This is a genomic window from Streptomyces sp. Qhu_M48 (assembly GCF_051305195.1).
Taxonomy (GTDB): domain Bacteria; phylum Actinomycetota; class Actinomycetes; order Streptomycetales; family Streptomycetaceae; genus Streptomyces.
Map to the genome: position 1 here is coordinate 2,782,274 of NZ_CP195432.1, position 24,554 is coordinate 2,806,827.

The 24,554-nt window shown below is 73.8% G+C and carries 22 protein-coding genes; 13 read left to right on the plus strand and 9 right to left on the minus strand.

Features of this window, described 5'->3' with window-relative positions:
* Nucleotides 1-48 precede the first annotated feature (48 nt).
* Both ACRRSS_RS12905 and mltG read left to right on the plus strand, forming a co-directional pair.
* Nucleotides 49-1,926: an ABC transporter ATP-binding protein gene (locus tag ACRRSS_RS12905; RefSeq protein WP_435971339.1), complete on the plus strand. Its 1,878-nt coding sequence runs from the start codon at nt 49-51 to the stop codon at nt 1,924-1,926.
* Nucleotides 1,927-2,217: 291 nt separating this feature from the next.
* The gene (gene mltG, locus ACRRSS_RS12910) at nt 2,218-3,108 is read left to right on the plus strand and encodes an endolytic transglycosylase MltG (protein ID WP_435971340.1); all 891 of its coding nucleotides are present in this window, start codon (nt 2,218-2,220) and stop codon (nt 3,106-3,108) included.
* A gap of 106 nt (nt 3,109-3,214) precedes the next feature.
* Here the strand turns inward: mltG and ACRRSS_RS12915 are convergent, their stop codons facing one another.
* The 6 genes from ACRRSS_RS12915 to ACRRSS_RS12940 all read right to left on the minus strand — a co-directional run bounded on the left by ACRRSS_RS12915 (nt 3,215) and on the right by ACRRSS_RS12940 (nt 8,701).
* Entirely contained in the window at nt 3,215-4,333 is a 1,119-nt protein-coding gene (locus ACRRSS_RS12915; RefSeq protein ID WP_435975315.1) for an NAD(P)-binding domain-containing protein, read from the minus strand.
* A gap of 131 nt (nt 4,334-4,464) precedes the next feature.
* Nucleotides 4,465-5,676: an LLM class flavin-dependent oxidoreductase gene (locus ACRRSS_RS12920; RefSeq protein WP_435971341.1), complete on the minus strand. Its 1,212-nt coding sequence runs from the start codon at nt 5,674-5,676 to the stop codon at nt 4,465-4,467.
* On the minus strand, nt 5,673-6,710 hold the full coding sequence (locus tag ACRRSS_RS12925; protein WP_435971342.1) for an ABC transporter substrate-binding protein: 1,038 nt from the start codon (nt 6,708-6,710) through the stop codon (nt 5,673-5,675). Before ACRRSS_RS12925 ends, ACRRSS_RS12920 begins: the two co-directional genes overlap by 4 nt.
* A gap of 65 nt (nt 6,711-6,775) precedes the next feature.
* Complete coding sequence (locus ACRRSS_RS12930) at nt 6,776-7,507, minus strand: ABC transporter ATP-binding protein (RefSeq protein WP_435971343.1); 732 nt, start codon at nt 7,505-7,507, stop codon at nt 6,776-6,778.
* Complete coding sequence (locus ACRRSS_RS12935; protein ID WP_435971344.1) at nt 7,480-8,358, minus strand: ABC transporter permease; 879 nt, start codon at nt 8,356-8,358, stop codon at nt 7,480-7,482. The genes ACRRSS_RS12930 and ACRRSS_RS12935 overlap by 28 nt, the downstream gene beginning before the upstream one ends.
* Before the next feature lie 259 nt (nt 8,359-8,617).
* The gene (locus ACRRSS_RS12940) at nt 8,618-8,701 is read right to left on the minus strand and encodes a putative leader peptide (RefSeq protein ID WP_351816447.1); all 84 of its coding nucleotides are present in this window, start codon (nt 8,699-8,701) and stop codon (nt 8,618-8,620) included.
* A gap of 173 nt (nt 8,702-8,874) precedes the next feature.
* Here ACRRSS_RS12940 and ACRRSS_RS12945 point away from each other — a divergent pair, with 173 nt between their 5' ends.
* The 5 genes from ACRRSS_RS12945 to ACRRSS_RS12965 all read left to right on the plus strand — a co-directional run bounded on the left by ACRRSS_RS12945 (nt 8,875) and on the right by ACRRSS_RS12965 (nt 15,557).
* A complete protein-coding gene (locus tag ACRRSS_RS12945) occupies nt 8,875-9,735 on the plus strand; it encodes an ABC transporter ATP-binding protein (protein ID WP_435971345.1) in 861 nt (286 codons plus the stop codon).
* On the plus strand, nt 9,732-10,709 hold the full coding sequence (locus tag ACRRSS_RS12950) for an ABC transporter substrate-binding protein (RefSeq protein WP_435971346.1): 978 nt from the start codon (nt 9,732-9,734) through the stop codon (nt 10,707-10,709). The genes ACRRSS_RS12945 and ACRRSS_RS12950 overlap by 4 nt, the downstream gene beginning before the upstream one ends.
* Before the next feature lie 4 nt (nt 10,710-10,713).
* Nucleotides 10,714-12,780 (plus strand): iron ABC transporter permease, encoded by a 2,067-nt coding sequence (locus ACRRSS_RS12955; RefSeq protein WP_435971347.1) that lies wholly within the window; start codon nt 10,714-10,716, stop codon nt 12,778-12,780.
* Between the two features lie 124 nt (nt 12,781-12,904).
* Nucleotides 12,905-13,453 carry an FABP family protein gene (locus tag ACRRSS_RS12960; RefSeq protein ID WP_435971348.1) on the plus strand — a complete coding sequence of 183 codons (549 nt, stop codon included), beginning with the start codon at nt 12,905-12,907 and terminating at the stop codon, nt 13,451-13,453.
* A 4-nt stretch (nt 13,454-13,457) separates the two neighbouring features.
* Nucleotides 13,458-15,557 carry a prolyl oligopeptidase family serine peptidase gene (locus tag ACRRSS_RS12965; protein WP_435971349.1) on the plus strand — a complete coding sequence of 700 codons (2,100 nt, stop codon included), beginning with the start codon at nt 13,458-13,460 and terminating at the stop codon, nt 15,555-15,557.
* Here the strand turns inward: ACRRSS_RS12965 and ACRRSS_RS12970 are convergent.
* Entirely contained in the window at nt 15,505-16,488 is a 984-nt protein-coding gene (locus ACRRSS_RS12970) for a LuxR family transcriptional regulator (RefSeq protein WP_435971350.1), read from the minus strand. The genes ACRRSS_RS12965 and ACRRSS_RS12970 overlap by 53 nt on opposite strands.
* A 148-nt stretch (nt 16,489-16,636) precedes the next feature.
* Between ACRRSS_RS12970 and ACRRSS_RS12975 the strand changes: the two genes are divergently transcribed.
* On the plus strand, nt 16,637-18,049 hold the full coding sequence (locus ACRRSS_RS12975; RefSeq protein ID WP_435971351.1) for an aminopeptidase P family protein: 1,413 nt from the start codon (nt 16,637-16,639) through the stop codon (nt 18,047-18,049).
* Nucleotides 18,050-18,173: 124 nt separating this feature from the next.
* Here ACRRSS_RS12975 and ACRRSS_RS12980 read toward each other — a convergent pair whose 3' ends face one another.
* A complete protein-coding gene (locus tag ACRRSS_RS12980) occupies nt 18,174-19,151 on the minus strand; it encodes a PaaX family transcriptional regulator C-terminal domain-containing protein (protein WP_435971352.1) in 978 nt (325 codons plus the stop codon).
* A complete protein-coding gene (locus ACRRSS_RS12985; RefSeq protein ID WP_435971353.1) occupies nt 19,148-19,771 on the minus strand; it encodes a GNAT family N-acetyltransferase in 624 nt (207 codons plus the stop codon). The genes ACRRSS_RS12980 and ACRRSS_RS12985 overlap by 4 nt, the downstream gene beginning before the upstream one ends.
* 123 nt (nt 19,772-19,894) lie before the next feature.
* On the opposite strand from ACRRSS_RS12985, the gene ACRRSS_RS12990 reads away from it, so the two are divergent.
* From ACRRSS_RS12990 to ACRRSS_RS13010, 5 genes are all read left to right on the plus strand, one after another.
* The gene (locus ACRRSS_RS12990) at nt 19,895-21,130 is read left to right on the plus strand and encodes a DUF418 domain-containing protein (protein ID WP_435971354.1); all 1,236 of its coding nucleotides are present in this window, start codon (nt 19,895-19,897) and stop codon (nt 21,128-21,130) included.
* 133 nt (nt 21,131-21,263) lie between these two features.
* Nucleotides 21,264-21,692 (plus strand): nuclear transport factor 2 family protein, encoded by a 429-nt coding sequence (locus tag ACRRSS_RS12995; protein ID WP_435971355.1) that lies wholly within the window; start codon nt 21,264-21,266, stop codon nt 21,690-21,692.
* Nucleotides 21,693-22,095: 403 nt separating this feature from the next.
* Nucleotides 22,096-22,563 (plus strand): STAS domain-containing protein, encoded by a 468-nt coding sequence (locus ACRRSS_RS13000; protein ID WP_435971356.1) that lies wholly within the window; start codon nt 22,096-22,098, stop codon nt 22,561-22,563.
* A 95-nt stretch (nt 22,564-22,658) separates the two neighbouring features.
* The gene (locus ACRRSS_RS13005) at nt 22,659-23,174 is read left to right on the plus strand and encodes a PadR family transcriptional regulator (protein ID WP_435971357.1); all 516 of its coding nucleotides are present in this window, start codon (nt 22,659-22,661) and stop codon (nt 23,172-23,174) included.
* 112 nt (nt 23,175-23,286) lie between these two features.
* Complete coding sequence (locus tag ACRRSS_RS13010; RefSeq protein WP_435971358.1) at nt 23,287-24,492, plus strand: DUF2306 domain-containing protein; 1,206 nt, start codon at nt 23,287-23,289, stop codon at nt 24,490-24,492.
* Nucleotides 24,493-24,554: the final 62 nt, after the last annotated feature.

The window sequence follows — 24,554 nt, forward strand, 5'->3', positions numbered from 1 at the left end:
ACAATGAGCTAAGCTCTCATCGACATCTCCGCACCCTCGAAGGAGCCCATGCGCCCCCCCGACCAGTCCGACTGGACGCCCCCACCACGCGACCCCGGCCAGCCGAAGGAGCCCGCGCAGGTGCGGCGCATCCTGCGACTCTTCCGCCCCTACCGCGCCCGCCTGGTGCTCGTCGGCCTCCTGGTCGGCGCCGCCTCGCTCGTCACGGTCGCCTCCCCCTTCCTGCTCAGGGAGATCCTGGACACCGCCATCCCGCAGGGCCGCACCGGGCTGCTCAGCCTGCTCGCCCTCGGCATGATCGCCACCGCCGTCCTGACCAGCGTCTTCGGCGTGCTCCAGACCCTGATCTCCACCACCGTCGGCCAGCGCGTCATGCACGACCTGCGCACCGGGGTGTACGAGCAGCTCCAGCGGATGCCCCTCGCCTTCTTCACCCGCACCCGCACCGGCGAGGTCCAGTCCCGCATCGCCAACGACATCGGCGGCATGCAGGCGACCGTGACCTCCACGGCCACCTCGCTCGTCTCCAACCTCACCGCCGTCGTCGCGACCGTCGCCGCCATGCTCGCCCTCGACTGGCGCCTCACCCTCGTCTCGCTGCTCCTGCTGCCGGTCTTCGTCTGGATCAGCCGGCGCGTCGGCAACGAGCGCAAGCGGATCACCACCCAGCGCCAGAAGCAGATGGCCGCCATGGCCGCGACCGTCACGGAGTCCCTCTCGGTCAGCGGCATCCTGCTCGGCCGCACCATGGGCCGCTCCGACTCGCTGACCAGGTCCTTCGCCGAGGAGTCCGAGCGCCTCGTCGACCTCGAAGTGCGCTCCTCCATGGCCGGACGGTGGCGGATGTCCACCATCGGCATCGTCATGGCCGCCATGCCCGCCCTGATCTACTGGGCCGCCGGCATCGCCCTCGGCGCGGGCGGGGCCGCGATCTCCCTCGGCACGCTCGTCGCCTTCGTCTCGCTCCAGCAGGGCCTCTTCCGGCCCGCCGTCAGTCTGCTCTCCACCGGCGTGCAGATGCAGACGTCCCTCGCGCTCTTCCAGCGCATCTTCGAGTACCTCGACCTGCCCGTCGACATCACCGAGCCCGCCGAGCCCGTCCGGCTCCCCGAGGTCCGCGGCGAGGTCGTCTTCGAGAAGGTCGAGTTCCGCTACGACCCCGAGGCGCCGGGCCGCCCGACCCTGGACTCCGTCGACCTGACGGTCCCCGCCGGGGGCAGCCTGGCCGTCGTCGGCCCCACCGGTTCCGGCAAGTCCACCCTCAGCTACCTCGTGCCCCGGCTGTACGACGTGACCGGCGGCCGCGTCACCCTCGACGGGGTCGACGTGCGCGACCTGGACTTCGACACCCTCGCCCGCGCGGTCGGCGTCGTCTCCCAGGAGACGTACCTCTTCCACGCCTCCGTCGCCGACAACCTCCGCTTCGCCAAGCCGGACGCCACCGACGAGGAGATCGAGGCCGCGGCCCGCGCCGCCCAGATCCACGACCACATCGCCTCGCTCCCCGACGGGTACGACACCCTGGTCGGCGAGCGCGGCCACCGCTTCTCGGGCGGCGAGAAGCAGCGCCTGGCCATCGCCCGCACCATCCTGCGCGACCCGCCCGTGCTGATCCTCGACGAGGCGACCAGCGCCCTCGACACCCGCACGGAGCACGCCGTGCAGCAGGCCATCGACGCCCTGTCGGCCGGCCGCACCACCCTCACCATCGCCCACCGGCTCTCCACCGTGCGCGACGCCGACCAGATCGTCGTCCTGGAGGCCGGGCGGATCGCCGAGCGCGGCACCCACGACGAACTGCTCGCCCGGGACGGGCGGTACGCGGCCCTGCTCCGGCGGGACGCCCAGAGCGTGACGGGCGCCGGGGACGCCGCCGCCGGCACCGAACAGGCGAACGTGGGAGCGGTTGTTCCCCAGAACGTGTGATCGTGCCGGGAATCGTTGCCCAACTCCCGTACGGCGTCGGATGATTGCGGTGCGCGATCGACGGGCTGCAGACCGTGACCGCGTCGTCCCACATCGATGCACCTGTACGAGGAGAAGCACCACCATGAACGTCATCACCGATCTGCTCGCCGGCGTCCTCCACTTCCTGGGCTGGCTCGTCTGACGATCGCAGTGCCCCGGCGCCGTCGGCCCCCCGTCCCAGGGGGCCGGCGGCGCCGCCGCGTGCGCGGGCTCCCGGGATTCACGCGGAGGTGGGGTTAGCGTGCGGCCATGACGTACCGGCCGCCGTCCCCGTACGCACCCCCGCGCCGTTCCCGCCGCCTCTCCCTGCTCCGGCCGCCCCGCCGCCCCCGGCTCACCCGCCGCGGCCGGACCGCGCTCCTGCTCGGAGCCGTCCTCGCCGCGGCCGTCGCGATCGTCGTCCCCCTGCTGCTCATCCGGGACGAACCGGCCGTCGAACAGCCCCGCACGCTGCTCGTCCCCGAAGGCCGGCGGGCCGGCCAGGTCTACACGGCCGTCGACCGGGCCCTCGGTCTGCCCGAGGGGACCACCCGGAGGACAGCGACCGCACCCGGCACCGCGCTTCCGCTGCCCGCCGAGGCCGGCGGCAACCCCGAGGGCTACCTGTTCCCCGCGACCTACCCCGTGCTCCGGGCCACCACCCCCGAGGGGCTGCTCCGGTTCATGGTCGACACGGCGGGCAGGCGCTTCGGGACCGCCCGGGTCGTCGAGGGGGCGAAGGCGCACGGGCTGAGCGTCCACCAGACCGTGATCGCGGCCAGCATCGTCCAGGCCGAGGCCGACAACCCGGAGGACATGGCGAAGGTCGCCCGGGTCGTCCACAACCGGCTCCACCGGGGCATGGCCCTCCAGATGGACTCGACGCTCAACTACGCCCTCGGCCGCAGCACCGTCGACACCACGTACGAGGACACCCGTCTGCGGAGCCCGTACAACACGTACGAGCGAAAGGGCCTGCCGCCGACTCCCATCGGGAATCCGGGGGAAGAGGCGGTGGAGGCCGTGATCCGCCCGGCGGACGGCGACTGGCTCTACTTCGTCACGGTGGCCCCGGGGGACACCCGCTTCACCGCCGACTACGCGGCCCACCAGGTGAACGTGGCCGAGTTCAACGCCAACCGGAGTGCCGGGAAGCGCTGAGGCCGAGGCCCAGTACCCGAGGCCCAGTACCCGAGGCCCCGTACCCGAGGCCCCGTACCCGAGGCCCCGTAGCCCGGGTCCTCGGGTCCTCGGGTGCGGGGACGACTCACGCCGTGACGACCGGGGCGGCCGCCGGAGTCGGGGTGGCCGGGTCGCGGCGGAGCAGGCGGCGGATGGCGGAGACGGCCGCGCGGCCCGCCCGGTTGGCGCCGATCGTGGACGCCGAGGGGCCGTACCCGACGAGGTGGACGCGCTCGTCCCGGGCCGCGCGCGTCCCCTCGACCCGGATGCCGCCGCCCGGTTCGCGCAGCCGCAGCGGGGTCAGATGGTCGATGGCCGCCCGGAAGCCCGTCGCCCAGAGGATCACGTCCACGTCGACGGTCCGGCCGTCGTCCCAGGCCACACCGGTCGGGGTGATCCGGTCGAACATCGGCAGCCGGTCCAGGACCCCGCGCTCGCGTGCCGCGCGGATCGCGTCGTTGAGAGGGAGCCCGGTGACCGAGACGACGCTCTGGGGAGGGAGCCCGAGCCGTACCCGCTCCTCGACGAGCGCCACGGCCGCCCGGCCTTCCGCCTCGCCGAAGGGGCCTTCGCGGAAGACGGGCTCGCGCCGCGTCACCCAGAAGGTGTCGGCCGCGACGTCCGCGATCTCCATGAGGTGCTGCGCGCCGGAGGCCCCGCCGCCGACGACGAGCACCCGCTTCCCCGCGAACCCCTCCGGGCCCGGATAGCCGGCGGTGTGCAGCTGGCTTCCCAGGAAGGTCTCCTGGCCGGGGTAGCGCGGCCAGAACGGGCGGTCCCAGGTGCCGGTGGCGTTGACCAGGGCGCGGGTGGCGTACGGACCCTCGGAGGTCTCGACGAGAAGCCGCCCGCCCTCGCCCTCCCGGACGGCGGTGACGTCGACGGGGCGGTGGATCCGCAGGTCGAAGGTGTGCTCGTAGGTGTCGAAGTACGCGCCGATCACCTCCGATGAGGGGCGGGCGGGGTCGGCTCCGGTCAGCTCCATGCCGGGCAGCGCGTGCATCCCGTGGACCTTGCCGTACGTGAGGGAGGGCCAGCGGAACTGCCAGGCGCCGCCCGCCCGCGGGGCGTGGTCGAGGACCACGAAGTCCCGGTCCGGCTCCAGGCCGGCCCGGCGCAGATGGAAGGCGGCCGAGAGGCCGGCCTGTCCGGCACCGACGACCACGACGTCCACCGCCCTGGGCTGCCCCGCGTCCGCTGCCACGGCCTCCACCCCCACCACCGTTTCGACCCCGAAATCGTTCACGGTTCTACCAACAGGGGTGGGGGCGCGGATCTTCCCGCGCCCCCACCGGCCCGCGCCCCCACCGGCCCGCGCCCCCACCGGCCCGCGTCCTACCGCCCGCCGGGCACGAGCAGCGGTGCGCCTCCCGGCGCCGAGGCCGGGCGGCCGTTCGCGGCCGGGACGCCGAGCAGCGGGGAGGGCAGGGCCGTCGGCAGCAGGCCGCGCGCGGCCAGCTCCGGCCGGACGCCCTCGCCGAACCAGTACGCCTCCTCCAGATGCGGGTAACCGGACAGGACGAAGTGCTCCACGCCCAGGTCGTGGTACTCCTCGATCCGGTCCGCGACATCGGCGTGACTGCCGACCAGCGCGGTACCGGCCCCACCCCGTACCAGCCCCACCCCCGCCCACAGGTTCGGCGAGATCTCCAGCTGGTCGCGGCCGAGGGAGCCGCCCTGGTGCAGCGCCAGCATCCGCTGCTGGCCGACCGACTCGCTCCGGCCGAGCATCGCCTGCGCGGCGGCCACCGTCTCGGGGTCGAGGTCGGAGAGCAGTCGGTCGGCGGTCGCCCAGGCCTCGCGGGAGGAGTCGCGGGAGATCGTGTGCAGCCGGATCCCGAAGCGGACCGTCCGGCCGCGCTCCTCCGCGAGGGAACGGATCCAGTCGATCTTCTCCTTGACCTGCCACGGCGGCTCGCCCCAGGTCAGATAGACGTCCGCGTGCTCCGCCGCCACCGGACCCGCCGCGGCGGAGGAGCCGCCGAAGAAGATCTCGGGCAGCGGGTCCGGCGGCAGCGCGGTCAGTCCGCCCTCGATCCGGAAGTGCTCGCCCTCGTAGTCGAACGGCCGCCCGCTCCACGCGCCCCGCACCACCGACAGGAACTCGGCCGTCCGCGCGTACCGCCGGTCGTGGTCGAGATGGTCGCCGAAGCGGCGCTGCTCGGCCGAGTCGCCGCCGGTCACCACGTTGAGAAGGAGCCGGCCCCGGGTGATCCGCTGGTACGTGGACGCCATCTGGGCCGCGAGCACCGGCGAGATCACCCCCGGCCGGAAGGCCACCAGGAACTTGAGCCGCTCGGTGTGCTGGGCGAGCGCCACGGTCGTCAGCCAGGCGTCCTCGCACCACGTCCCGGTCGGGGTCAGCACGGCCTCGAAGCCCAACTGCTCGGCCGCCTTGGCGATCTGGATCAGATAGTCGATGTCGGGCGCCCGGACCCCCGACACGGTCCGGTCGCGGGTGATGCCGCCGTCCGTGTAGGCGTGCCGGTCGACGAGGGTGCGGCCGTCGCCGCCGGTCGGCAGGAACCAGTGCAGATGGACGGTCATGAGGAGGCCTTTCCGTAGCTGCGCGCCGGGGTGGTCGACGGCGGCAGGTCCTTGTTGAAGCGGGTGTCGACGTAGTCGGCGAAGCGGAACGTGCGGGGGATGAGACCGAGAGCGGCGAAGGTGTCGGCGATCTTCTGCTCGGAGGCGATCGCCGCCTCGTCGAGGGCGACCGGGATGCGGGTCCCGTTGCTGCGCTTCACGGCGGCCAGGGCCACCTCGTACGGCAGTCCGGTCTCCTTCGCCCAGACCTTCGCCCAGGCCTCGGGGTGCTCGAACACCCAGTCCTGGGCGCGCCGCACCCGCTCGATCAGGTCCCCGATGGCCTCGGCCTTCTCCTTGTCGGCCAGCGCGGAGGGGGCGGCGACCTGGAAGCCGAGGCCGTTGACGACCCCGCGGCCGTCGGCGAGGACCCGGCCCTTGCCGCCGAGCAGGATCTGCGAGGTGTACGGGTCCCAGACCGCCCAGGCGTCCACCTTGCCGCTGGTGAACGCGGCCAGTGCGTCCGCCGGCTGCAGCAGCGTGACCTGGATGTCGTCGAGCCTCAGTCCCGCCTTCGCGAGCGAGGCGATCAGCTGGAAGTGGGCGGAACTGCCCTGGGCGACGGCGACCTTCCGGCCCTTCAGGTCCCGCGCGGTGCGCAGCGGCGAGTCCTTCGGGACGAGGATCGCCTCGCCCGCGGAGTCGCTGTGGGTCGCGGCGACCACGGAGATCTTCGAGTCGGCTCCGGCGGCGAAGACGGGTGGGGTGTTGCCGACGGTGCCGATGTCGACGGCTTTCGCGTTCACCGCTTCGAGCAGGGGTGGTCCGGAGGTGAACGTCGACCAGGTGATCCGGTAGGGGAGGTCGTCGAGCTCGCCCGCGGCCCGTAGCAGGGCCTCGGTGCCGCCCTTCTGGTCGCCGACGTTCAGGACGAGGGAGCCCTTGCCGTCGGAGTTCGATCCCTGGCCGGTGGCGGAGGCGCCGGAGCAGGCGGAGGCGAGGAGCGCCAGCGGTACGAGCAGGGCGGCGGCGCTGGACAGGCGGAAGGACTTCACGGGTATCGCTCCAGGGGGTGGGAGGACGGGAGGGTGGGGCCGGGGGCAACGGCCGGCGGCCGGGTTCAGGCCGCGCGGTCGCCGAACTCGCTCTCGCTGACGCCGAGTTCGCCGAGCAGGCGGGTCCGGAGCGCGGCGAGCGCGGGATCTCCCGGGGGGCGGGGACGGTCCAGGTCGACGGCGGTGTCGTACGCGATGACGCCGTCCCTCATCACCAGGGCCCGGTCGGCGAGCAGCAGCGCCTCGTCGACGTCGTGCGTCACGAGCAGGACCGTGCAGCCGCGCCGCTGCCACAGCTCGGCCACGAGCCGCTGCGCCTTGATCCGGGTCAGCGCGTCGAGCGCGCCGAACGGCTCGTCGAGCAGCAGCAGATCCGGGTCCCGTACCAGGGCCCGTGCGAGGGAGGCCCGTTGGGCCTCGCCGCCGGAGAGCGTCTTCGGCCAGGCGCCCGACCGGTGGCCGAGCCCGACCTCCTCCAGGGCCTTCTCGGCGACCGCCCGGCCCGGCTTCCCGGGCAGCCCGAGCAGGACGTTGCGCCACACCCGCTTCCACGGCATGAGTCGTGGCGCCTGGAAGGCGACGGCGCGGCGGCGCGGGACGAGGACCGTGCCGGAGATCTCCCGGTCGAGCCCCGCGAGGACCCGGAGGAGGGTGGACTTGCCGCAGCCGCTGTGGCCGAGGAGCGCCGTGAACTGCCCGGCCCGCAGGGTCAGATCGAGCCCGTCGACGACCGGGCGGCCGTCGAAGGAACGGGTGAGACCCTGGACGGTCACTGCCCGGTGAAGGTCGGTCGCCATTGCAGCAGCAGCCTTTCGAGAGTGCGGACGACGGCGTCGGCGAGCAGGCCGAGGAAGGCGTAGACGACCAGGCAGACGACGATCACGTCGGTGCGGAAGAACTCCCGCGCCTGGTTCATGAGGAAGCCGATGCCGGCGTCCGCGTTGATGGACTCGCCGAAGACCAGCGCGAGCCAGGCCGTGGCGAGGGAGTAGCGCAGGCCGGTCATGGCCCCGGGCAACGCGCCCGGCAGCACGACGTGCCGGACGAGACCCCAGCGCCCCAGCCCCAGGGACTGCCCCGCTTCGACGAGTTGCGCGTCCACGCCGCGGATTCCGGCGTACACGTTGAGATAGAGGTGGAAGGCGACGCCCAGCGCGATGAGCGCCACCTTGGGCGCCTCCCCGATCCCCAGCCAGATGATGAGGAGCGGGATGAGACCGACCCAGGGCACGGTCCGCAGCATCTGGACCGGGGCGTCGACGAGGTCCTCACCGAGCCGTGAGAGCCCGGACACCAGGGCGAGGGCGATGCCGACGGCTCCGCCGAGCAGCAGGCCGGCGGCGACGCGCCGCAGGGAGACGCCCATCGCGGTCGGCAGCGTCCCGTCGGCGATCAGCTCGCCGGCGGCGCGGGCGATCGTCCCGGGCGAGGCCAGCGCGTCGGCCGGCAGGACCCCCGTCGCGCTGGAGACCTGCCAGAGGGCGAGGAGCAGCGCGGGTCCGACGGTGCGGCGCAGCCAGCGGGGAACGGCGGGGCGGCGGCCTGGCGCCCGATCGGGAGTGAGGGACTCGACGTCCGGCGGCGGCGGGAGGTCCGGCGGGGGCGAGGGGTCGGTCGGGGAGTGGGGTGGGGCGTGGTCGACCGTCATGGTGGACTCCGGGGCGGAGGGCGTGGGTGCGCGCCGGCGACCGTGGGCGCGGGGCGGTGCGCGTACACGGTGGGCGGAGTGCGGTGGGGGTGGCGGGGTCCGGGGTCCGGGACACGTCGGAGCGCCGGGACCTGTCGGTACGCCGGAGTGCGTCGGCACGCCGAACGGCGCGGGAGCCGAGACCTGTCAGGGCACCGGAGGAGCGTCAGGGTGCCGATGAGGTGTCAGCGCGCCGGAGGGGCCGGAGCTGTGAAGGGCGTCAGCAGCCGCGGCGACACGCGGCGGAGGCCACCCGCAGCAGGTCGATGTGACCGCGCGTGGTGAGCAGGGCTGTACGCAACATGGCGCGAACGTAGCGGCGGCCACGCGCGGGGTCAACGGTGTCTCGGAGCGTGGACGGGGGAGCACGGGAGGAGGTGTGCGACGGCGCGGTGCGATGTTGGCCGGATTCCTTCTTGTGGCCGAGACCGCGGGCTCCCTTTGGCCTATCGATAAGGTTAGGCTAACCTCTGCGACGTGCAAGCAGGTGAAGAGACCGACGCGACTCCCCGTCCCCGCGGTCATGAACTCTCGGCCACGGGTGTCACCGTGGCGTACGAAGGCGTCGACGTCGTCCACGACGCCTCCATGACGCTGCGCCCCGGCGAAGTGACCGTGCTCGTCGGGCCGAACGGCAGCGGCAAGTCGACGCTGCTGCGCACGATCGCACGGCTCCAGCAGCCCCGGGCCGCCGCGCTCGTCCTCGACGGCGCCACCGACGGCCTCGCGCTGAGCCCCCGTGAGTTCTCGCGCCACGTCGCCCTGCTCACGCAGGGACGCCCCACCCCCAGCGGGCTGACGGTGCGCGACGTGGTCGAGTTCGGCCGCTACCCCTACCGGGGCCGCTGGGGCAAGGCCGACCCGGACGGCAGGGCCGCGGTGGACCGCGCGCTCGAAATGACCGGCGTCACGGAACTGGCGGGGCGAGGTGCCGAGCACCTCTCCGGCGGCCAGCTCCAGCGCGTCTGGCTCGCCGGCTGCCTCGCCCAGCAGACAGGTGTCCTGCTGCTCGACGAACCGACCACCTACCTGGACCTGCGCTACCAGGTCGAACTCCTCGACCTCATGCGCGACCTGGCGGACGATCACGGCATCGCCGTGGGCGCCGTCCTGCACGACCTCGACCAGGCGGCCGCCGTCGCCGACCGGATCGTCCTGCTCGACGCGGGACGCGTCGTCGCCGACGGCAGCCCGCCGGACGTCCTCACGCCCGAGCGGCTGACCGACACGTACGGCATCCGCATCGAGGTCGACCACGACCCCCTCACCGGCCGGCTGCGCACCCGTGCGATAGGCCGCCACCACTCGCGAAGCGAAAGGCTCAGCACCACATCATGAGACGAATCGTCCTCACCGCGGCGGCCGCCACCACCGCGGCTCTCGCCCTGTCCGCCTGTGGCACCACCGAGCCCGCCGCCGACGACGCCAAGAAGACCGCCGAGCGCATCACCCTCACCGACTCCACGGGCGTGAAGGTCGAACTCGACGGCCCCGCCAAGAAGGTCGTCGGCACCGAGTGGAACGTCGTCGAGCACCTGATCACGCTGGGCGTCGACCCGGTCGGTGTCGCCGACGTCAAGGGCTACAAGACCTGGGACACCGCCGTCCCGCTCAAGAACGAGCCCAAGGACATCGGCACCCGCGGCGAGCCCAGCGTCGAGACGGTCGCCGCCCTGAAGCCCGACCTCATCGTCGCCACCACCGACCTGCCGCCGGCCGCGGTGAAGCAGCTGCGCAAGGTCGCGCCGGTCCTGACGCTCAAGGCCGCCGACGCCGCCGACCCGATCGGCCGGATGACCGCGGACCTGGACGCCATCGCCGAGGCGACCGGCACCACGGCGAAGTCCGACGAGCTCAAGAAGCAGTTCCAGGCGAAGCTCGACGAGGGCAGGAAGAAGCTCGCCGACGCCGGTCTCGCCGGGACCAAGTACGCCTTCGCCGACGGCTACGTCATGTCCAACCAGGTCTCGATCCGCCCCTACACCAGCGGTTCGCTGATCGGCGCGGTCAGCGAGAAGCTCGGCCTGAAGAGCGCCTGGACCGTCAAGGGCGACCCGGCCTACGGCCTCGGCACCACCGACGTCGAGGGCCTCACCAAGCTCGGTGACGTCCAGTTCGCCTACGTCGGCAACGACGGCGACGCCGGCAGCACCCCGTTCACCGGCGTCCTCGCCAAGGACAAGGTGTGGACGTCCCTGCCGTTCGTCAAGAAGGGCAACGTGCACCGCCTGCCCGACGGCATCTGGATGTTCGGCGGCCCCCAGTCGATGAGCAAGTACGTCGACTCCCTCGTCGCCGCCCTGACGAAGTAGCACCATGGCCGTCACCGCAACCACTCCCGCCACCCGTCCGCAGACGGCCCCGTCCCGGACCGGCGCGGCCGCGGTGACGGCCGCCCTGCTCCTCCTCGTCGCCGCGCTCGCCCTCGTGGACATCACGCAGGGCACGGCAGCGGTCGGCGCCTCCGAGGTGTGGAAGGCGTTCACGGGCCAGGCCGATCCGGCCGACGCGTCCGTCGTCGTCGCCTCCCGCCTGCCGAGGATGACCGCCGGCCTCCTGGTCGGGGCCGTCCTCGGCATGGCGGGCGCCGCCCTCCAGGCCGTCAGCCGCAACGTCCTCGCCTCGCCCGACACCCTCGCCGTCAACGCGGGCTCCTACTTCGCGCTCGGCCTCACCGCAGCCTTCGGCCTCTCGCTGCCGCTCCTCGCCTCCTCGGCGTTCGCGTTCGCCGGCGGTCTCGCCGCCGCGGCCGTCGTCCTCTCCCTCTCGGGCCTGGGCGCCGGAACGGTCCGCCTCGTCCTCGCGGGCAGCGCCCTCACCCTCGGCCTCACCGCCGTCACCGAAGGCCTGCTCCTGCTGTTCCCCGCGGAGACCGAGGGCCTCTACGACTGGAACCAGGGCAGCATCGGCCAGAACGGCTTCGACGGCGTCCTGCAGATGGCCCCGATCGGCCTCGCCGGCCTCGTCGGACTCCTGCTCCTCGCCCGCCGGGTCGACGCCCTGGCCCTGGGCGACGACGCCGCCCGCGGGCTCGGCGTCCCCGTCCGTGCCACCCGCATCACCGCCGTCGTCCTCGCGGCCCTGCTCTCCACGGCCGCCGTCACCCTCGCCGGACCCGTCGGCTACGTCGGTCTGTGCGCCCCCGCGCTCGTCCGGCCCCTCGCCCGCAGGTTCCGCGGCTTCACCCGCTCCCGGGGCTTCCTGCCCGTCGCCGGACTCGTCGGCGCCGCCCTCGTGCTCGGCTCCGACGTGCTGCTGCGAACCCTCGTCCCGGCGGACGTGGCGGTCGCCGTGCCCACCGGCGTGGTCACCAGCCTCGTCGGCGCGGTCTTCCTGATCGTCATGGCAGTCCGCGTCCGCGACACGGCCGGCACCACCGCCACCGAGCGTCTCCACATCAGGAGCCGGACCCGCTTCCTCACCACCACCGCCGTCCTGGTGGCCGTCCTGGCCGGCGTCGCCGTCGCCGGCGTCCTCCTCGGCGACAGCAAGCTGCTCCTCGGCGACGTCGTCAACTGGGCCCAGGGACAGGCCGGCCGGACCGTCACCTTCGTCCTCGACACCCGGGTGCCCCGCGTCCTCGCCGCCCTCCTCGCGGGCGCCGCGCTCGCCCTGGCCGGCACGCTCGTCCAGGCCGTCACCCGCAACCCGCTCGCCGAACCCGGCATCCTGGGCGTCTCCGGCGGCGCCGCGCTCGGCGCGATCCTCTTCGTGACGACCGTGCCCCTGGCCGGCTCGTGGGGCATCGCCGCAGCCGCGTTCGTGGGCGCCGCCGCCAGCTCCGTCCTCGTCTTCGGACTGGCCGCGCGGGGAGGCTTCCAGCAGAACCGGCTCGTCCTCGTCGGCATCGGCGTCGCCATCGCCGCCGCCGCGCTGATCAGCCTCCTGATCATCCTCACCGACCCGTTCAACGCCACGAAGGCCCTCACCTGGCTCTCGGGCTCCACCTACGGGCGGTCCCTGCCCGACGTGGTGCCCCTCGCCGTGGTCCTCGTCGGGGGCGTTGCCGTCGCGGCCGCCCGGCGCACCGAACTCGACCTCGTCTCCCTCGACGAGGACACCCCGCGCCTCCTCGGCCTCGGCCTGGCACGCGCCCGCCTCGGCTTCCTCGCCCTCGCCGTGCTGCTCACCGCCACCGCCGTCGCCGCCGCCGGCGCCATCGGCTTCGTGGGACTCGTCGCACCGCACGCGGCCCGCGCCCTCGTGGGCCGGCACCACGCGCGCGTGGTGCCCGTCGCGGTCCTCCTCGGCGCCGTCCTGGTCTGCGCCGCCGACCTGGTGGGCCGCACGGTGATCGCCCCGGCCCAGCTCGGAGCGGGCATGATGACCGCGGTCATCGGCACCCCGTACTTCCTCTACCTGCTGGTACGCAGCCGGGGATAGCGCCGGGGAACGTCACGGCGACACGCGCCGCGCCCGGGTGAACCGCACCCGGGCGGGCCGTGGCCCGGAGGGCCGACGACCTAAGCTGCCCTCCGGCACAGGCCTCGACCCAGGAGCGCGCACCATGACCGACCGCGACCGGCAGCACCCGTACCCCGACGCCCTCCGGCCGGACGAGGCACCCGCCCCGCACGAGCTGCTCGCACCGGTGGCGGGACTGCTCGGCACCTGGACCGGACGGGGCCGCGGCGCGTACCCGACGCTCGCCGAGGAGTTCACGTACGCGCAGGAGGTCACCTTCAGCCACGACGGCCGCCCCTTCCTCCACTACGAGGCGCGCGCCTGGCTGACCGACGCGGACGGCGCGCCGCTGCGGCCGGCGGCGCGGGAGAGCGGCTGGTGGCGGCTGAAGCCCGAGGGGGACATCGAGGCGCTCATCACCCAGCCCACCGGCATCGCCGAGATCCTGGTCGGCCGGACGGAGGACGGCACGATCGACCTCGGCACGCACACGGTCGCGCTCGCCCCGACGGCCAAGCACGTCGAGGCGACCCGCCGCCGCTACACCCTGACGGACGGCGACACGCTCGACTTCGTCCACGACATGGCGGCCGTCGGCCACCGCCTCCGGCACCACCTTTCGGCACGACTGCGGCGCGAGGACGGGAAGTAGAACCATGCGGAACGTGAGCGACGACGACCCCTACCTGTGGCTCGAGGACGTCTCGGGCGAGGACGCCCTCGCATGGGTCGCCGAGCGGAACGCCGAGACCGCCGGAGAGGTGGCCGGGGACGCCGGATTCGACGCGTTGAAGGCGCGCGTGCGGGAGGTGCTCGACGCCTCGGACCGGATCCCGTACACCGTGCGGCGCGGGGCGCACCTCTACAACTTCTGGCGTGACGCCGAGCACGTGCGCGGGGTGTGGCGGCGCACGACCCTGGAGAGCTACCGGCGGGACGAGCCCGAGTGGGACGTCCTCCTCGACGTCGACGCGCTGGCCGCCGCCGAGGACGAGAAGTGGGTGTGGGACGGGGCGCGCGTCCGGCGGCCGGAGTACGACCGGGCCCTCGTCCGGCTCTCCCGCGACGGCGGGGACGCCGTCGTGGTCCGCGAGTTCGACCTCGGCACCAGGGAGTTCGTCGACGACGGCTTCCGGCTGCCCGAGGCGAAGACCCGGATCGGCTGGGCCGGACCGGACGCCGTCCTCGTCGGCACGGACCTCGGCCCCGGCTCGCTGACCGACTCCGGCTATCCCCGCACCGTCCTGCGCTGGCGGCGCGGCACGCCCGTCGAGGACGCCGAACCCGTCTTCGAGGCCGCGCCGGAGGACGTCTCCGCCTGGGGGTACCGGGACACCACACCCGGCTTCGAGCGCGAGTTCGTCGGCCGCTCGCTGGACTTCTTCCGCGGCGAGACCCACCTCCTGCGGCCCGACGGCACCCTCGTACGGATCGACGTCCCCGAGGACGCCGTCGCCTACGCGCACCGGCGGTACCTGATCGTCACCCCGAAGTCCGAGTGGCTCGGGCAGCCGTCCGGTTCCCTTCTCGCCTTCGACTTCGACGCCTTCCTGGCCGGCGACCGCACCCCCGAGGTGCTGTTCACGCCCGACCGGCGGACCGCCCTCGCCGGGCACACCTGGACCCGCAACCACCTCGTCCTGGAGACGATGCGGGACGTCAGCACCCACATCGAGGTCCTCACCCCCGTGGAAGGCGGCGGATGGACGCGCGAACCGCTCGTCGGGGTACCGCCGTTGTCCGCCGTCAGCGTCGTCGACACCGACCCGGACGTCTCCGACGAGTACTTCCTCGACGTGTCCGGCTTCCTCCAGCCCTCCACCCTCCGGCTCGGCCGGATCGGCGCCGGTTCGGAGGTGCTCAAGCAGGCCCCGCACCGCTTCGACACCGCCGGGCTCACGGTCGCCCAGCACTTCGCGACCTCCCGGGACGGCACGCGCGTGCCGTACTTCGTCGTCGGCCCCGACCACGCCGCCGGCGGCCCCGGCCCGACCCTGCTCTACGGCTACGGCGGCTTCGAGGTCTCCCTCACCCCGTACTACGGCGCCGTGACGGGCCGCGCCTGGCTGGAGCGCGGCGGCACCCACGTGATCGCCAACATCCGGGGCGGCGGCGAGTACGGCCCCGACTGGCACCAGGCCGCGCTCGGCGCCGAACGGCCCCGGGCCTTCGAGGACTTCGCCGCCGTCGCCGAGGACCTCGTCGCCCGCGGCATCACCACCCCGGCCATGCTGGGCGCGCAGGGAGGCAGCAACGGCGGCCTGCTGATGGGCGCGATGCTCACCCGTCACCCGGAGCTGTTCGGCGCGATCGTCGCCCAGGTGCCGCTCCTCGACATGACCCGCTTCCACAAGCTCCTCGCGGGCGCCTCCTGGATCGCCGAGTACGGCGACCCGGACGACGAGGCCGACCTTCCCCACCTGCGCGAACTCTCCCCGTACCACCGGATCGAGGCGGACCGGGAGTACCCGCCGGTCCTCCTGATGACCTCCACCCGGGACGACCGCGTCCACCCCGGCCACGCCCGGAAGACGGCGGCGCGCCTTCGGGAGCTCGGCCACCGGGTCCTCTTCCACGAGAACACCGGCGGGGGCCACGCGGGCGCGGGCGACAACGAACAGGCCGCCCACAACAGCGCGCTCGTCCACACCTACCTGTGGCAGCGGCTCACCCGCACCGCCACCCCGACCATCCCCGGCCCGCTCACAGCCACCCCGAGCGCTGCGCCTGCAACGCCATCTGGAACCGGCTCGTAGCGCCGAGCCGCGCCATCAGGACCTGCACCCGGCGGAAGAGGGTGCGACGGCTGACCCCGATCTCCCGGGCGATCACGTCGTCGCTCGCCCCGGCGGCGAGCAGCCGGAGCAGACGCCGGTCGGCGGGCGGCAGCCCCGCCGGCCGGGCCGAACGGCCGTGGAAGGGCAGCGCGTTCTGCCAGGCCTGCTCGAACAGCGCCACGAGCGCGGAGAGCAGCCCGCAGGGCTGGACGACCAGCATCGTGGTGTAGACGTCCGTCTCCTTGATCGACAGGGAGACCAACGCGTACGCGTCGTCGATGATCACGAGCTTCACCGGCACCGACGGGAGCACCCGCGCCTGCTCTCCGGCCTCGACGACCGGCTCGATGGAGTGCTCCAGCTGCCCCGGGTGCTCCAGGGACTCCCGCGAGTACACCACCCGCTGCGTCACCCCGCGCGCGAGCGTGGCCAGCGCGTCGTCCGTGGCGCCCTCGACCGGGAAGTACGGGGGCGAGTCGAGCTGCCGGATCTGCTCCCGGGCGCTCGCCCAGGCCTGGCGCATCCGGGGACCGATCGCGTCGCCGGTGACGATCTCCACCAGCGGGTCGTGGTATCCGGCGAGCCGCTGCCGCCGGAACGACTCGAAGGCGCTCCCGACGGTGAGGCGGGACGCGTCGAGCTCGGCGGCCCGGCGCCGCCCGAGGATCTCCAGGCCGGCGGCGGGCGGCACCGGCGCCGCCAGGTCCGGTCCTTGCCCGGCCCCGCTCGCGAGGCCGGAGTCGACCAGTTCGCCGTAGGCCGCCGCGAGCTCCACGCCCTCCAGACCCGCCGCCGCACCGACCGCGCTCAGCGGCGCGGGCCCCAGCTCCAGGAGCCTCCGGTAGACCAGGACGGCCTCGGGTCCGATCCCCAGGAACCGGAGGGCCTCGCCCAGCTTCTCGTTCGCCATGCACCGATTATCGGGCCCCGCGCCGCACCTTCTGGCCGATCCGTGCCAGTGGCGGTATCCGGCAACCGGCGCGCGCCGGACGCAGTACCTTCCGGGGGCCGCCGGTCCACGGCAGGCGAGGAAACCCAGCAGGAAGAAGGTGCAGGACGTGGCGAAGGGTCGCAAGAACGGCCTCTACGACAACCCCTCCGAGGAGCTCTCCACCCTGATGCGGTCGGGGTGGGCGGACACGGAGCGGCACGGTCTCGAACCCGACGAGCAGGCCCCGTACGCGGCCCACCGCCGAGCCGCTCTCTCCGCGCGCTTCCCCGGCGAACGGCTCGTGATCCCCTCCGGCAACCTCAAGACCCGCTCCAACGACGACACCTACCCGTTCCGCCCCTACACCGGATACGTGCACCTCACCGGCGACCAGGCGCGCGACGGCGCCCTCGTGCTCGAACCCCGCGCGGGCGGCGGCCACGACGCCTACTGCTACCAGCTGCCCCGCGACAGCCGCGACAACGACGAGTTCTGGATCGGCTACACGGCCGAGCTGTGGATGGGGCGGCGCCGCTCCCTCGCGGAGGCCGAGACCGTCCTCGGCCTGCCCTGTCGCGACGTCCGCACCGCCGTCGAGGACCTGGCCGCCGGCTCCGGTGTGCCGACCCGCATCGTCCGCGGGGTCGACCCGGCCCTCGAAGCCGCCGTCACCACCGACGAGGAGCGCGACATCGAGCTGGAGGGGACGCTCAGCGACCTCCGGCTGGTCAAGGACGCCTGGGAGATCGGCGAGATGCGCAAGGCAGTGGACTCCACCGTCCGCGGCTTCACCGACTGCGTCGGCGAGCTGTCCCGGGCCGTCGCCACGTCCGAGCGGTGGATCGAGGGCACGTTCTTCCGCCGGGCCCGCCTGGAGGGCAACGCCGTCGGCTACGGCTCCATCTGCGCCGCCGGCGAGCACGCCACGATCATGCACTGGACCGACAACGACGGCCCGGTCCGCCCCGGCGACCTCCTCCTGCTCGACGCCGGCGTGGAGACCCGCTCCCTCTACACCGCCGACGTCACCCGCACCCTCCCCGTCAGCGGCACCTTCACGCCCGTCCAGCGCCAGGTCTACGACGCGGTGTACGAGGCCCAGGAGGCCGGCATGGCCGCGGTCAAGCCGGGCGCCGCGTACCGCGACTTCCACGAGGCCTCCCAGCGCCACCTCGCCGCCCGCCTCGTCGAGTGGGGCTTCATCGAGGGCCCCGCGGACCGCGCGTACGCCCTCGGCCTCCAGCGCCGCTTCACCATGGCCGGCACCGGGCACATGCTCGGCCTGGACGTCCACGACTGCGCGCACGCCCGCACCGAGGAGTACGTCGACGGCGTCCTCGAACCGGGCATGGTGCTCACCGTCGAGCCGGGGCTCTACTTCCAGCCCGACGACCTGACCGTGCCCGAGGAGTGGCGCGGCATCGGTGTCCGCATCGAGGACGACCTCGTCGTCACCGAGGACGGCCACGAGAACCTGTCGGACGGCCTGCCGCGCTCCGCGGCCGACGTCGAGGCGTGGATGGCCCGCTTCGCGGGCTGAGCGCCTCGCGCGCCGGCGGGCCGACCCTCAAGAGGTCCTCCGTGACCGGTTCGGGCCAGGTCCGAGGGCCGGGTCCGGTTCCAGGTCGCCGATCAGGCGGACGGCGCCGCCTCGCCCTGGGCCGTCAGACGACGTCCTCGTACAGGGCGAAGAGGCGCGGGAACGGTGAACCGGAGCCGGACGGCCCGGGATCCGGGGATCCCGGGCCGGACGCGGGCCGGGCCGTCAGCGCCGCCCAGGACTCGGCGAAGAGCTCCCGCGCCGAGGCCCCGGGCCACGGCCGGGGGAGCAGCTCGGGCGGCAGCAGGGGGTCGGGCCGCATGGCGTACGTGAAGGCGGCGGCGAGCTGGACGGCGAGCGCCAGGCGCTCCGGGTCCGTCAGGGGTTCCGGGCTCTCGACGCGTTCGAGGCAGGAGCGGGCGAAGGCGGCCAGACGCGTGTGCCGGTCCGCGATCTCCTCCAGGGGCCAGAGGGCGGCCGCCAGCGCCCGCGGCTCCGCGAGCCCGCCGACCCGCAGGTCGGTACTGGTGAGGCAGGTGACCTGGGAGGCCACGCCGAGGTGGTCGGCCTGGGCCTCGACGAGCGGCTCGATCGGGTTGGCGGCCACGTACAGACCGCCCTGGAGCGGGGCCGAGCCGAGCGCGAGCAGGGTGTCGCGGAGTGCGTCGCGGGCGGCCCGGGCGGACTCCGGGACGGCGAAGGCGAAGAGGTGCCAGGTTCCGTCCCAGGGCGCGAGCCCGTGGTCCTGGCGGCGGGCGAGGCGGACGTGGCCGACGTCGGGGGCGATCGCACCGGAGGGATCGGCGACCGCCCGGAGGACGGCCTTGCGCCCCCGGCCCTCGTGGGTGAACCGGCCCTCCGCGACGAGCCGTTTGACGCAGAGCCGCACCTGCTGGTCGGACATGGCGAGGAGCCCGGCGACGGTGTAGAGCTCCCCGGCGTCGACGGTGCCGTCCGTGCGGACGAGGGCGTGTACCAGGGTGCGGGTGGCGACGGGGTTCCAGGGGGCGGCGGGGGTGGTCCCGCCGGTCAGGACGGTCGGGCCACCCCCGCCGGTGTTCCCGCCGGTCGCGCGGGGCGGCATGGCGTCGGGGCTGGTCATCGGGCCTCCTGGCCGGGGCGGGCGTCGGCCGCCGTGACGGTCCTGTGCATCGTCGTGACGGCGCCGAAGCCCATCAGGCCGCGCAGGTAGGGGGTCTTCTCGGTGCGTACGGCGACGAAGCCGTACCGCTCGTAGAGGGCGCGGGCGCGCGGGTTGACGTCGATGACGTCGAGCCGGACGCGGCGGCAGCCGGCCTCGGCGGCCACGGCCGCGATCTCGCGCAGGAGCAGCCCGCCGATGCCCGTGCCCCGGTGCTCGGGGGCGACGGCGATGCCGTCCATGACGAGTTCGCGGGCGGCGGGGCGGCGCTCCAGGAGGGCGAGCAGGGCCAGCCGGGGCAGACCGCGCACCGCGCCGTACGCGGCGAGGACGTCCGAAGCGCCGCCGCCGGTGAGTCCGCGCCCGTCGAGCCGGTAGCCCGCGACCCCCGCCACCTCTCCGTCGACGAGCGCGGTGACGCCCCGGTCGTGGTGGAGGTGGGCCGCGATGAAGGCGCGGGCCTTGTCGGGCGGGTCGAGGGCGGCGCCGAGCTTGCGCCCGAAGGCCTCCCAATACAGCGCGGCGACCCTGACCTCACCGCCCTCGGGTACGCCTCGGCGCACCACCGGTCGCGGGTCCATCGGCGTTCCTCCTCGTGACGGCCCGCACCGGACGGCGAGCGGGCGGCGGACTTGCACTATCGATAGTAATACGTTCATTCTCAATACGAGCGTTTTCACAACGATAGTCAACGGGGGAAGAACATGAAGCCACACGCCACGGCGGAACGCGCCGCCGACACCCCGACGCCCGGCGCCGGAGCACGGCTCGCCCATGTCGACGCCCTGCGCGGGTTCGCCCTGCTCGGCATCCTCATCGTCAACATCGGCTTCCTGGCGTCGACCTACCACGGCTCGGGCATCGAGGACCCGGCCTTCGGCTCGCCGCTCGACAGCGCCGTCGGATGGTTCGTCGCGACGTTCTTCGAGGCCAAGTTCTTCCTGCTGTTCTCGTTCCTCTTCGGGTACGGCTTCACCCTCCAACTGGCCTCCGCCGAGCGGAGCGGCGCCCGATTCACACCCCGCTTCCTCCGCCGCCTCGCGGGCCTCCTCGTCCTCGGCGTCCTGCACGCGGTCCTGCTGTTCCCCGGCGACATCCTCACCACCTACGCCGTCCTCGGCCTGATCCTGCTCGCCCTCCACCGCATCCGGCCCCGCACCGCTGTCCGTACCGCCGTGGGTCTCTTCGCGGTGACCGCCGCCGTGTACGCCCTGCTCGCCCTGGGGCTGCGCCTGGCGGGCGGCGGCGGGGTGGACCCCGGCGTGGCCGCCGAGGCCGAGCGTGCGGCGGCGGCCCTGCGCGGCGGCGCCGGATCGGTGATCGCCGAGCACCTCGCGCAGCTGCCCGACGTCGTCTTCCTGCTGGTCTTCTTCCAGGCCCCGGCCGCCCTCGCCGCCTTCCTCCTCGGCCTCGCCGCCGGACGGACCCGGGCGCTCGGCGACCTCGCCCGCCGTCGGACCGTCCTGATCCGGCTGCAGTGGGCGGGCTTCACGGTCGGACTCCTGGGTGGAGTCCTCTACGCCCACGCGGGCCTGGCGCGCCCGGGAAGCGCGTACCAGGTCCTCGCCATCGGGATCGACGTCGTGACGGCGCCGCTGCTCGCCGCCGCGTACGCCGCGACCGTGCTCCGGCTCACCCAGGGCCGGTTCGGCGAGCGCGTGGTCGCCGTGCTCGGCCCCGTCGGGAGCATGACCCTCACCGGGTACCTCACCCAGTCGCTCGTCTGCGCGCTGCTGTTCACCGGGTACGGGGCGGGGCTCGTGGGCCGGGTGTCGCCGCCGGTGGTGCTCGCGATCGCGCTCGCGCTCTTCGCCGCGCAGATCGTCGTGAGCCGGTGGTGGCTGCGCCGGTACCGCTACGGCCCCGTCGAATGGCTGCTGCGGGCGTGGACCACGCTGAGCCGGCCGCCCCTGCGGCGGTCGCCGGCCTCGGAGGGCTGAACAGGTGGGGGCCGGCCCGCGGAGGGCTGAACGGGCGGGGGCCGGCCGGGCGCGGTCGGCCTCTGGACGCGGTACGGAGGATACGGTTAGCTGCCCCTGCACCTATTCAACAAGTTGCATAAGGGGTCGTGTCATGCATCCGTTCCGCAAGGCCGTCGAGGACCGGGACCACGCCGCCATCGAGGCCATGCTCGCCGAGGACGTCGTCTTCACCAGCCCGGTGGCCTTCCGGCCCTACCCCGGCAAGGCCATCACCGCCGCGATCCTGCGCGGGGTCATCCGCGTCTTCACCGACTTCCGCTACGTACGCGAGATCGCCGGCGCGGACGGCCGCGACCACGCCCTCGTCTTCACCGCGAAGGTCGGGGACAAGGAGATCAACGGCTGCGACTTCCTCCACTTCGACGAGGAGGGCAGGATCGACGACTTCATGGTCATGGTCCGGCCGCTCTCCGCCGCCCAGGCGCTCTCCGAGGCCATGGGCGCCCAGTTCGACCGCATCAGGGCAGAGGCCCTCGCCGCGACCGGCGCCGGAGAGACCGCCGCCGACGGTGGGCGGTGACCGGCGCGGACGCCGACGCCGTCGGCATCGGCCCCGCCAGCGCCGGGCTCACCGCCGCTGCCCCGCGCCCTGCTCGTCGAACGCCACGACGTGCCCGGCGCCCGACCGCGCCTGTCCGACCCGGACTCGCGGTACGCGCACGCGTGCGGGGCGTATCCGCTGACGGACGTGGAGCTGGACGTGTGACGGCGCCGGTCGGTTCGTGACGTGCCGCGGGGAGGGGCGGCGGGGGACAGGAGGGCGCTATTCCTCGTACGCGGAGGCGAGTCTCGGACGTACGGGCGAGTTCGAGTGGCCCGTCTGTTCACCGATTCAGGTGACAGAGGCCGAGGCGAAACGTCCCTCCCCGGAGCGGGGCGGCCACGCTCGAAGCTACACATGGAGCCACCTGTGGAGCGTCCCGATGCAGCTGATCCCCCGTCACGACCCGTACCTCGTGGTCCGCTCGACCGGCGACCTCACCGTCGCCGCCCTCCGTGGCGAGCTCGACCTCGTCCTCGTACGGCACCTGCGGCCCGAGCTCGACGCGCTCGTCCGGGAGTCCAACGCCCTGACGGTCGACATCCGGCGGCTCACCTTCTGCGACGCCACCGGGCTCGGCCTCCTCGCCCACTGCGCCGGCCGCACGCGACAGCGCGGTGGGCGCTGGAGACTCGTCTGCGACCAGCCGTGGATCCTCCGGCTCATCCGCGTGACCGCCCTGTGCGACCTCCTGTGCCCGGAGGCGGAGCCGCCGGAGGGCGTGCCGGACGCGTGGCCGGAGGGGCTGTTCGGCGACCTGCCGGACGGCTCGTCGTTCGAGCCGACGGCCCTGCCGAATCCGGTGGTCCCCCGCCTCTTCGAGACGGGTGGCACGAGACCCGGCCCGTAGGCCACGACCACGGCCGGGACCCACCCCGTCCCGGCCGCCCGGCCCGTCGGGCGGACCCGGCCGCCCGGGCGGGCCCGCGCGATACCGTCGGTCGTATGTCTGAAGTCCGGTTGACCACGCCCTCCTTTCTCGTGCTCGGCATCATCGACAAGCTCGGCGAGGCCAGTCCGTACGACGTGAAGGTCGAGGCCGCGCGGACCGTGGCGCCGTTCTGGTCCATGCCCCACGCGCAGGTCTACGCCCAGTGCGACCGGCTCCTGGAGGCGGGGCTCCTCTCGGAGGTCCGGCAGGCCGGTGGCCGCAACCGGCGCCTGATGAGGCTCACGGGCGAGGGGGCCGCCGCCCTGCGCGGCTGGCTCGCCGACCCCGCCTTCGTACCGGTCGAGGCGCGCGAACGCGGCATCCTCAAGCTGTGGTTCGGGGCGAGTCCGCGGGTCCACGCTCCGGTCCAGGTCGAGGAGCACCGGCGGACCCTGGACGAGTACGAGGGACTCGCGGGCGAGGTGGGCGAGTTGCTGACGCGCGGGCAGCGCGAGGCGCTGGAGTTCGGCATCCGGTATGAGCGGATGATGGTCGATTTCTGGCAGTGGGTCGAGAGCCGCGAGCCCTGATTCCTGTTACCGACCGGTTGACCCTCGGCGGCGCCCCGCCCTACCTTCCTGCATAGTCCAGAAAGGACTATCGCGGCCGTGCGTGCGCGTGGACGGTGAAGGGGGAATCGCCGTGGGGCGTCCGACGAGCACGAGGTGGGGGCGGGCGTCCGCCGTCGCCGTGACGGTGGTCTGCCTGCTGTACGCGCCGATCGCCATGACCGGGCTCTGGCCGTACGCCAGGCCCGGCGCGCCCGCCGTCGGCGAGTGGCTCCTCGGCCGCTCCGTCTCGCCGGAGTTCGTGGCCGACGCCGTACGCGACCGGATGGGACCGTACGGCCGCAGCCTGGTCCCGCTGATCGTCCACTCGGTCCTGGGCGGCCTCCTGATGGTGCTCGGCCCGGTCCAACTGCTCTCGGCGGTACGCCGCCGCGTCCGCCTGCACCGGACCGCCGGAACCGTCTTCGCCGTCACCGTGTACGTCTCCATGGCGGGCGCCGCGCTGTACCTGCTGCGCACCCCGCCGGCGGAGGCCTTCAGCGGCGCCGCGTTCTGGATCGTCCTCGCCACGATCCTGGTGGGCACCGTCGGCAGCGTGACCTTCGGCGTCCTCGCCGCCGTCCGCGGCTTCCCCGACCTCCACCAGCGCTGGATGCTGCTCTGCTACGGCTTCCTGATGACCGCTCCGCTGCTGCGGCTCGAATGGGGCGCGCTGCCCTGGCTGTACGCCGGCCTCTCCCTCCAGGAGATCAACCGCGTCGCGATCATGCACCTCGGCGCCCTCGTCGCCTTCGGCGCGCTCCTGGCCTCCCGCGCCCTCGACCGGCGGGCCGCCGTCCCGGGCCTGACCGGCACCTGGGCCCCGGGCCCGGTCCTGGTCGCCGCGCACCTCGCGGGCGCCGCGGGCCTGGCGTGGACCGTGTACGCCTTCCTCGGGCAGGGGGCGCAGGGGAGGCGGCTGCTCGTCGCGTTCCTCGTCCCGTACGTCCTGACGTACGCCGTCGTCGCGGCCCGCGCGGCGAACGCCCGCCGGAGGGGAGCCCCCTGGGCGCGCGAGGAGTGGCGCCTCCACCTGGCGGCCCAGTGCCTGGCGCCCGCGTTCTCGGCGGTCACCGTGCCCGTACTGGAACGGACGATGGGACTGGACCGGCTCACGTCCCTGATCGCGGGTGTCGGCATCGGTGCCGGGATGCTGGCGTACGCGGCGGTGGCCGTGGTCAGCCTGCGCGTCCTGCACGGCCGCGAAGTCCGCAAGCGACAGGGGGAGTTAGCCGACCTACCGACCCGCCCGGCGGAGGCGGCTCCGGCCGGCGCCGGAGCGACGGGGGAGGGGCGATGAGCGGGGAAGGGGCGGCACCGATGGGCGCGGAGGGGGCGGCACCGGTGAGCGGCGGAGGGGCG